Raw genomic sequence first — 12611 nt, 5'->3', positions numbered from 1 at the left:
TAGCAAGTGAATAGCCAGGCAGAAGTTTCGGATGGTTTTCATGCTTCTGCCAACGTGGTGGTGAATGCGTACGGCTATCTGGGTATCCGGCATGTCCTTGGTAATCTGCGTGGATTTTCAATATTAATCATGAGTTACTGCTGGGGACGATTACACCTACTCCCGAGGTCATGCAGCATTGAACTGAAGGCATGGCTGGTGATTTTGCTGGCGGAGAAGGTGGATAGCCTAGAGCGGGCCAGGATGTATACGGATATGGGATTTGAAATGTTTCAGGGTGATTTCTTTGCCAGGCCTATTATTGTTTCGGGTAGCAAGATCAAATCCAGCAGGCTGTTTCCGAGATTATTGTCGCTGTGATGCGTGACGCCGAAATTGATGAGATTGAGCGGTTATTCAAGTACGAGCCAAACTTGAGTTATAGTCTTTTGTGCATGGTTAATTCCGTGATGGAAGCCAGGGAAAAGAGGGATATGGAACAAGCAGAGAGTGTTATTAGCGAGGCTTGGGTTTCTGGATCAGGCTGACTTGGCAAAAGCGGGGCTCGATGCTCTGGATTGGGCCAATCATATGCATTAGTCAGCTTCGCCCAGGAAAACCTGAGTAATGAGTTCGATTCAGCATTTTATTTTTTGTGTGTATCCTTTGACAGAGCCTTTGCTTTTGCTTCCATTGTCAAAAAATCTAGGTTAGAATCTTTTTAGCTTTGTGGATTTACAGAGGTAGTAGGTGCATAAAGCGAGTAGTGTCGGGTATCTGGACTAATAAAGTCACTATCGGTTTCCCGAGCGAGTGGGAGTTTATCTGAGAAGAGATAAAAGTATTTAATTAATTAGGAGGATAAGGCTATGGGATATGATGCAGAGACAACCCAGAGAGAAGCAGCGAAGAATCAGCAAGCATGGAAAGTAATTGTTGTTGCTACAGTTTCTTTTCTTGCGATTGGGATGATGATCTGGTTTGGTGGATTTGGCGGTAAGTACTAATTTTATAGTACTTCGTGTACCACGTTAGGCGGTTTGAATCAAGAATTCAAACCGCCTTGTTTTTAGCTCCAGTTATTAAGCTGAATTGGTTATCCATTTGGATGGGGGCGTGACAGATTTCTGCCCTATAGACCTTCTTTTGTTCTTCCCACCATTTTGTGCGGGTTAACCCACACGTCAAATTGTTCTGCTGTAATGTAACCAAGCCTGATCGCGGCTTCTTTTAACGTTAGTGTTTCATGGTGGGCTTTTTTGGCAATTTCAGATGCCTTGTCATAGCCGATATAAGGATTAAGTGCAGTGACTAGCATCAATGAATTTTGTAAATGCTGCTGAATACGCGTTGTATCAGCGGTAATGCCCGTTACACAATGTGTATTGAAGCTTTTTGCGCCGTCCGCGAGCAAACGTGTACTTTGTAAAAAATTGTGAATAATCAGTGGCTTCATGGCGTTAAGCTCAAAATTCCCCATGGCGCCGCCCAGATTGATTGCAACATCATTTCCTATAATCTGGCACGCCAGCATAACAACCGCCTCTGCTTGGGTGGGATTGACTTTTCCGGGCATGATCGAGCTTCCCGGTTCGTTTTCCGGAATAAGAATTTCACCAATACCACAGCGCGGACCGGATGCCAGCCAGCGGATATCGTTGGCAATTTTGATCAGTGCGGTCGCCAGTGTTTTCAGCACCCCATGTGCATGGACTAGTGCATCATGTGCGGCCAATGCCTCGAATTTGTTGGTCGCGGTTACAAAAGGATAACCGCTGAGGCGCGCAATTTCTGCCGCGACACGTTGCGCGAATTCCGGGTGAGTGTTAAGACCGGTTCCTACAGCGGTTCCTCCCTGTGCCAGTTCCAGCAGATGCGGCAGTGCGGATTCAAGGTGAGCCAGCCCATGATCAAGCTGTGAAACATAGCCTGAAAATTCCTGCCCCAGTGTCAGTGGTGTGGCATCCTGTAAATGGGTGCGGCCGATTTTGACGATATCGGAAAATGCTGCTGATTTGGAAGCCAGTGTTTTACGCAAAGCTTCCAGTGCAGGAATGAGCTGGTTGCGGATGGCTTCCACGGCAGCAATGTGCATGGCTGTAGGAAAAACATCATTGGAGGATTGCCCCTTGTTGACATGGTCGTTCGGATGTACCTTGCGATCCTTGCCGCGTGTCCCGCCCAGGATTTCTGAAGCGCGATTGGCCAGCACTTCGTTCATGTTCATGTTGGTTTGCGTACCGGAACCAGTTTGCCAGACGAGCAGTGGGAATTCGCTGTTATGCTTACCCGTCAGCACTTCGTCAGCTGCAGCAATGATTGCTCGGGCAATTGTCTCTTCCAGTAATCCCAGTTCCTGATTGACGCTGGCGGCCGCACGTTTAACCACTGCCAGCGCATGAATTAATGCTGTTGGCATGCGTTCGCCTGAAATGACGAAGTTTTCGAGGGATCGTTGTGTTTGCGCACCCCAGAGAGCGTTGACAGGAACCTGCACGGTACCCATTGTGTCGTACTCTTCGCGATATTGATTCATAGACTATTTTCCAAAACGAGTTGACTGGTTATGCTTATCCGTGGGTGTTGAATTGTTGCCCGAAAGCTTCAAGCGATACCGGTGTTTGAGGCCGCCAGCCTTTTTTGCGATGCTCTGCGACGACATTAGTGAAAATTCCTCCGCGCACGTAAAATTTCGAGGTCAGCCGGATGAAGCGGGGCTTCATGGCAGCCACCAGATCATCCAGAATCTGATTGGTTACCGCTTCATGAAAGGCACCTTCATCACGATATGACCAGATATAGAGCTTGAGACTCTTGAGCTCGATGCATTTTTTGTCGGGAATATAGTCCAGCGTCAGCCTCGCAAAATCCGGCTGACCAGTTTTAGGGCACAAGCAGGTAAACTCTGGTATTTCCATGTGAATTCGATAATCCCGTGTCTGTACGGGATTTTCAAAGGTCTCCAGTTGCTTCGAAGGTTGGGTAGTCATGGTTTCCTCAAATTTTTACAGCAGGAAAATCGTTTAGAATGACCTATTCTGCTGAAATTATAACCGTTTACCTTTTAAATTGCGCCTGACCGAAATCAAGCTGGCCGGCTTCAAAACATTTGTCGATCCTGCAGTGGTGCCTGTACCGGGGAATCTGGTCGGAATCGTTGGACCGAACGGCTGCGGTAAGTCCAATATCATCGACGCGGTGCGCTGGGTACTGGGAGAGTCGCGTGCCTCGGCATTACGGGGGGAGTCGCTGCAGGATGTGATTTTCAACGGATCAGCCACACGCAAGTCAGTCGGCCGGGCCAGTGTGGAGCTGATTTTTGATAACAGTGCGGGCAAGGCAGCGGGCCAGTGGAAAGCCTACAGCGAAATCGCCATCAGGCGTGTCGTTCAGCGTGATGGAGAGTCGTCTTATTACATCAATAATATTCGTGTACGCCGTCGGGATATCACCGATATGTTCCTGGGGACTGGTGTCAGCGGGCGTGGCTACGCCATCATCGAACAAGGGATGATTTCTCGTATTATCGAGGCCAGGCCGCAGGAGCTGCGTGCATTTCTTGAAGAAGCATCCGGTATCAGCAGATACCATGAGAAACGCCGTGAAACTGGATTACGTCTGAGTGATGCGCGCGGCAACCTGCAGCGTGTAGACGATGTTCTCCAGGAATTGGGCAAGCAGCAACAGCACCTTGAGGCACAGGCAGAACATGCAACCCGCTACCAGGATTGGCACAAACAATTGACCGCTGCGCAGCATGCACTATGGACATTGCGTAGGCAGGAGGCTGCTGAATCATGGCGTGAAGCACAGGGAGCGATTGAACGTCTGACGCAGGAAATGGAAATTATCCGGTCAAGTGTGCAGGAAGCAGGTGAACAGCTGGATGAACTGCGTATGCATCACCGGGTCGTGAATGATCGTCAACATCAGATCCAGGGAGAATTGTATGCTGCCGATGGTGAAATGATACGTATCGAACAGAACATCCATCACATCCGCGCAAACAGGGAGCAACTCAATCGTCAAATTACCGAGGCTGCGCAGCAGTTGCATAATCACGAGCAGCAATTGAATGAAGTGAATGAAAATCTGGCATCCTGGCAGAGCAAGCTGGAACAGACAAAAAGTTATCACTTGTCTTGCAAAGAGAAACACGCCGCGGAGGCCGGGAAGCTGCCACAAATGGAATCGTCTGCACAAGCGGACCAGGTGCAGTTGACCGGCTTGCGGGAAGAACTGGCGCTGGCCAGACAGAATGAGAAATTGCAGCAAAGTCAGCGGACATACGCTGAAAAAACGTTGCGTCAGTTGATGGTGCGCCGCGAGCGCTTGCTGGAAGAGCAGCTGTACCAGCCGGAGATTGACTCGACGCAGTTGGATGAGTTGCAGATGGAGTCAGCAGAACTTGCTGCTCTGCTGGAGCAGAATCAGTATGCACTCGGTGAGCTGGAAACGCAGATATGTGGTGCGCAGCAGGAACGCGATACCATGCGGCAGATCGTCCAGTCGCTGCAGCACGATATGGTCCAGGTAAATGCTCAGCGCGATATTCTGCAACGCTTGCAGGATCAGATCGAAGATAACCAGGAGCTGAATGCATGGATGGCCAAAAATCAGCTGGATATGCTGCCGAGGCTGTGGCAGCAGATTTCAGTCGAGTCTGGCTGGGAAACGGCATTGGAAGCGATACTGCGTGAGCGTATCCAGGCGGTGGCTGTCGATCGATTGGAGCAAATACTGGATTGGGAGGCCGATCAGGAAAATCGGCGGCCGCCAGCAAAATGGTCTGTGTGCGAATTGATGCTGCCGGATCAGCCTGTGGATAATCATGCTGCGGCCCGACCGGATCAGCGAGCCTGGAAGCCGTTCGGTATGTTGCTGAATTGTCATAACCCGGCTGTACAGGCCATACTGGAGAGCTGGCTGCAGGGTGTATTCGTTACTGATAGTCTGGCGGCTGCACTGGCTGACCGATCGCTGCTTGTTTCTGGCGAGATGTTGGTGACTGCGGAAGGACATAGTATTACCGATTGCGGAGTGAATTATTTCGCACCTGATTCTGAGGTACATGGCATCCTGCAGCGCCAGCGTGAAATCGCGCAGATCGGGGAAAAGTGTAAACAAATCGAACGATCGGTTTTATCTCGACAGCAAGATCTGGCTGAAGTGGAGCAGAGTTATCAGCGTATCGCGGCCGAGATCGTGCAAATTCGTAAAGCAATCGAAGAAAGCAGAACACAACGGCATGAGCGGCAGATACAGGTTGTACAGTTGACGCAACACATCGAGCGGGTGACACAGCAGCAGGCTCAGCTTGAAACCGGACTGGCTGATCTGGCAATACAGATTGAGGAAGAAGCATCGCAAAAATATCAGGCGGAAACAGAGTGTGCTGCGTGTGAGGCAGAAAGAGTCGTGCTGGAAGCGCATGCAGGCCAGGCTGAATCCGTCTGTCAGTTATCCGGGCAAGCGCTGGTATCACAGCGGTTACTGGTGCAGCAGTTATCGGAGGCGCTGCATGAAGCCGCCTTCAACGAACAGAACTGCCAGAGCAGGATCATTGATTGTGAGCAGCGCGTTGAAATAATTACGCGGAACAGGGGTGCCCTGACTGAAAACATGCATAAATTGCAGCATGATCGCGTCAGTCTGGATGAATCGTCATTGGCTGCCGGTGCTGCGCATTGGCAGGTGCTGCGTGATCAGCACGAGCAGGCGTTGATGGCAGTTCGGAATGAGCTGGAAAACATAGACAATTCATTGCTGGAAACGGAACAAACCCGGATGCAGGCAGAACAACGATTGCTTGAGTGTGGTGAGGCGTTGGGTCAGCTACGGCTTCGCGCGCAAGAAGCAGGGATAACTGAAGCCCAGTTTGCAGCCAGGCTGATGGAGTTAGGGGAAATCGTGCAGGAAATGGTGCTGCAACAGATCAATGAAACACCGGCAAAACTGCAGACACGTATCAATCGGCTTACCGGAGATATTGCAGCACTTGGCCCGGTCAATCTGGCTGCGCTGCAGGAGCTGGAGGCATTAAAATCACGCCGGGTACATCTGGAAGAACAATCGCATGATTTGCGTGAAGCCATTGCCACACTGGAGCAGGCTATTCGGCAGATTGATCGCGAAACCCGGGAGCGTTTGCAGGAAACATTCAATCAGATCAACCAGAATCTTGTCGAGCTGTTTGCTTCCATTTTTGGCGGAGGATTTGCAGAGCTGGTGTTGAGCGGTGAAGATATTCTGGATGCAGGGGTACAGTTGAATGCGCATCCACCGGGTAAACGAAACAGCTCCATTCATCTGCTCTCCGGCGGAGAAAAAGCATTAACGGCACTGGCGCTGGTTTTTTCATTGTTTCGGTTGAATCCTGCACCGTTCTGTCTGCTGGATGAAGTGGATGCTCCGCTGGATGACAGTAACGCAGGGCGTTTCTGTGAGCTGGTCAAACGTATGTCTAAGGAGACCCAGTTTCTTTTCATCAGTCATAACAAAATTGCCATGCAGATGGCACAGCAGCTGATTGGTGTAACCATGCGTGAACAGGGGGTTTCCCGAGTGGTGACGGTGGACATTGGGAAAATGATGACGGCTGGGGATTCGTTCGGGTGTATCTGAGACGTTTATTGATGAATTACTTGTGTGCAATTAGAACGACTATAATCATGCTGATTGCACCAAATAGGGGATAACAGTTTATGAGTGATTTGCAAATCAGCCTGGTTATTATCGGTGTTGTAGTTATTGTCGGAGTTGTCATCTTTAACAGGATTCAGCTGATGCGCCATCATCACAGGGTTCAGAATATATTCAGGCATGAACATGATGATGTTTTGTTGAATGATGAGTGCAAACCGATTCCGGCAGACGAACGGATTGAGCCCCAGTTCAATGATGAGACGTCGTCAGTTTCGGATGATATGGTGGATTTGGCTCATGTCCAGACTGATCAGCACATTGTGAAGGATCAGTCGGTAACGAAAGGATCTGGCGTGCAGAAAAAGGTTGTCAGTATTGACGATACGATCAATTATATTGCTGATATCCGCTCGGATTCACCCGTTCCGCATGAGAAACTCATGGATTTGCTGCAGCAGAAATTCGATTACGGAAAACCAGTGCGTTGGTACGGCCTGCAATCCGAAGGACAGCCGTGGGAGGAGATTTTGCTGGATACGCTTAGTCCCGGGAATGTCTATATCCAGTTAAAAGGATGTTTGCAGCTTGTGGATCGTTCGGGACTGGTAACAGAAATCAATTTATCAAGATTTCGTGACATGGCTGAAGATTTTTCTGGACAGATTCATGCAGAGGTCGAGTGTCCTGATATTGCGGAGGCATATGCCAGAGCAGTTGATCTGGATAAATTCTGTGCTGATGTTGATGTGATTATGGGGGTTAATATTATCAGTAAGGATGGTGGCGCTTTCGTTGGAACCAAAATCCGTGCGCTGGCGGAGGCATCCGGTTTTAGGTTGGAATCCGAAGGGGTTTTCAGATATCGGGATAGCGAAACAAATGAAGTAATGTTTTCCCTTGGCAATTTTGAGTCCGCTCTATTTTTGCCGGCAAATATGCGGACACTCACCACTCGTGGTGTTACCTTTCTGCTGGATGTGCCGAGAGTTGCGAATGGTGAAAAGGTGTTCGACCAGATGGTTCATGTCGCCAGGCTTTTTTCATCAACATTGAATGGTATTCTGGTGGATGATAACAGAGTGCCGCTGAGTGAAAGCGGGGTAAAAAGAAGTAGGCAGCAGTTGGTTGATATTCAGGCCACAATGGCGGCGCACAATATTACCGCTGGTAGTGAAGCGGCGCTGAAATTATTTGATTGATAATGTTGCAAGTGATTCAGGCCACGGATGAATCCAGGAATATTCAGAATCATCCGCGCCAGGTTTAACTGGAGGCCAATAAACGGCATTGCTGGTGTCAGTGTGATCTCAGTCAGTTACAACCCCGTTCTGTGACGATCCTCATAGGAGGAGGGTGGCCGGAATACCTCCCGTGCGTTTACGGTCAGGAAAGCTGGCCTGATTTGACTTTGTATCTGTAATAAAATAGGTAACGCGCCCTTTTGTGACGGTTTCTTGAATAAATTATGATTTTCTATTTGTTCCATCTTTGATGCATGTGGGGATGAAAATATTATTCTTTATTAATGTCGCAAGCTGCGACAAAAAAGCAGATAGTATCCTATGATGATCCAGGAACGCGGGAAGTTATCCAAAGTCGATTGCAATTTTGGATCTGAAAATCTGTCTGGATCGCAATCAAGGACAGGAAAAGACACAGCCGTACAAATCATGAATCTGCCTGCATTCAAGAGACGCTGCCCAAGTTCGGCTCCGACTTCATTCAGCCTGGTAAGTAACCTTGAGGAAGTATCAAATACTATTGTAATAATAGCAGGATTCTATATGAGGCTTCGCTTGAGTTCACCCAGCAATTCTGTTTGTTGCATTAACAGATGTTGCGCTTCTCGGGATTTTGATTTTTAACGAATGTGGCCTGCGATACAATGCGCTGGATATTGATTGGATTGTTCTTATTGTTAGTATTTCCATTCCAAAGTTATGCAACTCAGAACGTATGGATTTTGATAGATACTTCAGAGCAGCAGTTGAGCATCATGCGAGAAAATAAAGTCTTGTTAACTTTTGATAACATTGCTATTGGGCGATATGGAGCGAGTCGCTCAAGAATGAAAGGGGATAATCAGACTCCATTGGGATCGTTCCAAATTAGCTGGATTAAGCAACATAATCGTTTTTATCGCTTTTATGGCATCAATTACCCTAATCAAGAAGTAGCGGATCTGGCTCTTTCAGAGGGGAGAATTTCACGGCAAGTGTGGGAAAATATAGCCAATACCATTGAATCTACGGGTTCGCCACCACAAGATACATCGCTTGGTGGTTATATCGGTATTCATGGGATAGGTAAGGGCGAGCAGACAGTACATTCTCGTTTTAATTGGACAAACGGGTGTATAGCGATTACTAACGCACAAATTGATCAGTTGAATCCTTGGATAAAATTGGGTACGCGCGTTGTAATACGATGATAGTTTCTTGCGGAAGGCATGCCGGAAAATACTTTCGGCAGAAGGTATTATTATGCCTAGCGTACTGAGCCAGCTGACAGGTTCAATTTCTGCAACAGAATACTTTACCTTGACTTGAAAATAATAACACCGTAGAATTCGCAGTCTTTTTTAGCTGCTATATCTATGTAGCCTTTATTTAAGAAAGTAAGGTTATGGAGTGAAAATAGCACGGATTGAGGGCGTAAGGAGATTGTGCTTGCCTGAAATCTGTTTAATGGAATTAAAATCGGACGTATGAAAAGCTGGGAGCAAAATGCCGACAATTAGTCAATTGGTGCGCAAACCACGTAAAGCAAAACAAGTAAAAAGCAAGGTTCCTGCCCTTGAGAGTTGTCCTCAAAAAAGAGGAGTGTGTACTCGTGTTTATACGACGACTCCTAAAAAGCCGAATTCTGCGCTCAGAAAAGTAGCCAGAGTGCGATTAACCAATGGTTACGAAGTGAGTAGTTACATCGGGGGTGAAGGGCATAATCTGCAAGAGCACTCGGTGGTGCTGATACGTGGTGGGAGAGTTAAGGATTTGCCGGGTGTTCGTTATCATACCGTGCGTGGAAGTCTGGATACGGCAGGTGTGAAGGATAGAAGAAAAGCGCGTTCAAAATACGGTTCGAAAAAACCGAAAAGTGCGTAAGAGACGCAGCTCGAGTGTGTTGTTGTCGGGCGAAATTAATATCAAAATACTGAGATAGTGCAAAATGCCAAGACGCAGAGAAGTGCCCAAAAGAGAAATTTTGCCGGACCCAAAGTATCATAACGTGGAGCTGGCAAAATTTGTAAACGTATTGATGACGCGCGGAAAGAAATCAATTTCTGAGCAAATCATATATGGTGCTTTAAGTCATATAGAAAAGAAGTCCGGGAAGGATCCGGTGGAAGTGTTTACACAAGCCCTGTCAAACATCAGGCCGATCGTAGAGGTGAAGAGTAGGCGAGTGGGTGGCGCAAATTATCAGGTTCCAGTCGAGGTTAGGTCAGTAAGAAGGAGTGCTCTGGCCATGCGATGGTTGCGAGATGCGGCTCGTAAACGTAGTGAGAAGTCGATGGATTTAAGACTGGCCGGCGAGTTGTTGGAGGCTTCTGAGAACCGAGGGACGGCAATTAAGAAGCGGGAAGAGGTGCACAGGATGGCAGAATCAAATAAGGCATTTTCTCATTTCAGGTTTTGAGGTTTAGGTTTGGTTGTTTGCGTATTAAGCGTATTTGTAGCTATTTATCAAGAAAACAATCTTAGGGTATAGCAGTGTCGAAGAGAAATCCGTTAGAACGATATCGTAACATAGGCATTATGGCTCATATTGATGCAGGGAAAACGACAACAAGTGAGCGTATATTGTTTTATACAGGCGTTTCCCATAAATTGGGAGAGGTGCATGACGGCGCAGCGACTATGGATTGGATGGAGCAGGAGCAGGAAAGGGGTATTACGATTACTTCTGCTGCCACAACGTGTTTCTGGAGAGGGATGGCGGGCAATTATCCAGAACACAGAATTAATGTAATTGATACGCCGGGGCACGTTGATTTTACAATTGAAGTAGAGCGTTCACTGCGAGTGTTGGATGGGGCATGTACGGTATTTTGTGCGGTAGGTGGTGTGCAGCCGCAAACAGAGACAGTTTGGCGACAAGCCAATAAATATGGTGTTCCAAGGTTGGCTTTTGTAAACAAAATGGACAGATCCGGCGCGAATTTCATGCGTGTTCGCGAGCAAATGATAAGTAGATTAAAAGCTAATCCTGTGCCGATCCAGTTGCCTATCGGAGCAGAAGATAAGTTTGCTGGCGTCATAGATCTTGTGAAGATGAAAGCTATTTATTGGGACGATGCGAGTCAGGGCACCAAGTTTGAGGAACGCGAAATTCCTGAATCTCAGCAAGCCGATGCAATTGCTTGGCGCGAAAAAATGATGGAATCTGCGGCCGAAGCAAGTGAAGAGCTGATGGATAAATATCTGGAGGCGGGCGATTTGTCGGTAGAAGACATAAAGCGAGGGCTTCGTGCAAGAACAATAAATAATGAAATTGTTCCAATGCTCTGCGGGACCGCATTCAAGAATAAAGGTGTACAGGCTATGCTGGATGCGGTTTTGGATTATCTGCCTTCCCCATTAGATGTTCCTGCAATTAAGGGTACGGATGAAAATGGTTTGGAAGATGAGCGTGGACCGAGTGAAGGCAGTCCGTTTGCGGCATTGGCATTTAAAATTGCGACAGATCCCTATGTTGGGCAGCTAATATTTTTTCGGGTATATTCCGGCGTTGTTAAATCAGGTGATACCGTATTCAATCCGGTTAAAGGGAAAAAAGAAAGGATTGGTAGGCTGTTGCAAATGCATGCTAACCAACGCGAAGAAATTAAAGAAGTTGGAACGGGTGATATTGCTGCTGCAGTAGGTTTGAAGGATGTGGTAACCGGAGATACGTTGTGTGATCCTGATCATATAATCACGCTGGAACGTATGGATTTTCCAGAGCCGGTTATACATGTGGCAGTGGAGCCAAAAACCAAGATTGATCAGGAAAAGATGGGGATTGCACTGAACCGACTGGCTCAGGAAGATCCATCTTTCAGAGTCAGGACGGATGAGGAGTCAGGCCAGACGATTATTTCCGGGATGGGCGAGCTTCATCTGGAAATTATTGTGGATAGGATGAAGAGGGAGTTTGGGGTAGAGGCAAACGTAGGTGCTCCACAAGTTGCGTATCGAGAGGCAATAAGAAAGCAGGTGGAGGTTGAGGGTAAGTTCGTTAAGCAAAGTGGCGGTCGTGGTCAATATGGTCATGTATGGTTACGGATGGAGCCTAATGAAGCGGGCAAAGGGTTTGAGTTTGTTGATGCAATCAAGGGTGGTGTTGTTCCAAGGGAGTACATTCCCGCTGTCGAGAAAGGATTGCAGGATTCATTATCGAATGGCGTGCTTGCGGGATATCCGGTTGTTGATGTAAAAATTGCATTGTTTGATGGTTCATACCATGATGTTGATTCCAACGAAAATGCTTTCAAGATGGCTGCGTCAATAGCCTTTAAAGAAGGTATGAAAAAAGCCAATCCAGTTCTGTTGGAGCCGATGATGGCTGTGGAGGTAGAAACACCATCTGAGTTTATGGGTAATGTGGTTGGTGATCTATCTTCACGTCGCGGAATTATTCAGGGAATGGATGATATTCCAGGGTTTAAGGTTATACGAGCAGAGGTGCCATTGGCGGAAATGTTTGGGTATTCCACTGTGCTTCGATCTGCTACTCAAGGCAGGGCAACGTATTCTATGGAATTCAAACACTATTCCGAAGCTCCCAAAAATGTGGCTGAGGCAATTATCAGTAAAAAATAGAGCTATTAAATAAAAAGAGGTTGGCGTAATGGCGAAAAGTAAATTTGAGCGGGTAAAGCCGCATGTGAATGTAGGGACGATAGGTCACGTGGATCATGGTAAGACGACGTTAACGGCGGCGATCACGACGATACTGACCAGAAAATTTGGTGGAGAGGCCAAGTCGTACACTCAGATAGATTC

11 protein-coding genes are annotated in these 12611 nt (G+C 47.5%); 9 read left to right on the top strand and 2 right to left on the bottom strand.

Annotated features, from left to right (window positions below):
• Window positions 1-6 precede the first annotated feature (6 nt).
• A complete protein-coding gene (locus ABO04_RS01905; protein ID WP_160808940.1) occupies window positions 7-360 on the top strand; it encodes a hypothetical protein in 354 nt (117 codons plus the stop codon).
• Window positions 361-848: 488 nt separating this feature from the next.
• On the top strand, window positions 849-986 hold the full coding sequence (locus tag ABO04_RS01900) for a hypothetical protein (RefSeq protein WP_160808939.1): 138 nt from the start codon (window positions 849-851) through the stop codon (window positions 984-986).
• 125 nt (window positions 987-1111) lie between these two features.
• Here ABO04_RS01900 and fumC read toward each other — a convergent pair whose 3' ends face one another.
• Together fumC and queF are read right to left on the bottom strand one after the other, a co-directional pair.
• A complete protein-coding gene (gene fumC, locus ABO04_RS01895; RefSeq protein ID WP_160808938.1) occupies window positions 1112-2515 on the bottom strand; it encodes a class II fumarate hydratase in 1404 nt (467 codons plus the stop codon).
• A 34-nt stretch (window positions 2516-2549) separates the two neighbouring features.
• A complete protein-coding gene (gene queF, locus ABO04_RS01890; protein ID WP_160808937.1) occupies window positions 2550-2969 on the bottom strand; it encodes a preQ(1) synthase in 420 nt (139 codons plus the stop codon).
• A 79-nt stretch (window positions 2970-3048) separates the two neighbouring features.
• On the opposite strand from queF, the gene smc reads away from it, so the two are divergent.
• The 7 genes from smc to ABO04_RS01855 all read left to right on the top strand — a co-directional run.
• Window positions 3049-6603: a chromosome segregation protein SMC gene (smc, locus tag ABO04_RS01885; protein WP_160808936.1), complete on the top strand. Its 3555-nt coding sequence runs from the start codon at window positions 3049-3051 to the stop codon at window positions 6601-6603.
• An 80-nt stretch (window positions 6604-6683) separates the two neighbouring features.
• A complete protein-coding gene (locus tag ABO04_RS01880) occupies window positions 6684-7823 on the top strand; it encodes a cell division protein ZipA C-terminal FtsZ-binding domain-containing protein (protein ID WP_160808935.1) in 1140 nt (379 codons plus the stop codon).
• A 686-nt stretch (window positions 7824-8509) separates the two neighbouring features.
• The gene (locus tag ABO04_RS01875; protein ID WP_160808934.1) at window positions 8510-9055 is read left to right on the top strand and encodes a L,D-transpeptidase; all 546 of its coding nucleotides are present in this window, start codon (window positions 8510-8512) and stop codon (window positions 9053-9055) included.
• A gap of 295 nt (window positions 9056-9350) precedes the next feature.
• Complete coding sequence (gene rpsL / locus ABO04_RS01870; protein WP_160808933.1) at window positions 9351-9728, top strand: 30S ribosomal protein S12; 378 nt, start codon at window positions 9351-9353, stop codon at window positions 9726-9728.
• A 64-nt stretch (window positions 9729-9792) separates the two neighbouring features.
• Window positions 9793-10263: a 30S ribosomal protein S7 gene (gene rpsG, locus ABO04_RS01865; RefSeq protein WP_160808932.1), complete on the top strand. Its 471-nt coding sequence runs from the start codon at window positions 9793-9795 to the stop codon at window positions 10261-10263.
• Between the two features lie 74 nt (window positions 10264-10337).
• A complete protein-coding gene (gene fusA / locus ABO04_RS01860; RefSeq protein ID WP_160808931.1) occupies window positions 10338-12428 on the top strand; it encodes an elongation factor G in 2091 nt (696 codons plus the stop codon).
• Window positions 12429-12456: 28 nt separating this feature from the next.
• Window positions 12457-12611: GTP-binding protein (locus tag ABO04_RS01855; RefSeq protein ID WP_240141388.1), on the top strand; the 155-nt coding region annotated here is incomplete at its 3' end.

The organism is Nitrosomonas sp. HPC101, from assembly GCF_009833125.1.
GTDB lineage: Bacteria > Pseudomonadota > Gammaproteobacteria > Burkholderiales > Nitrosomonadaceae > Nitrosomonas.
This window is presented reverse-complemented; position numbering and strand designations above follow the sequence as displayed.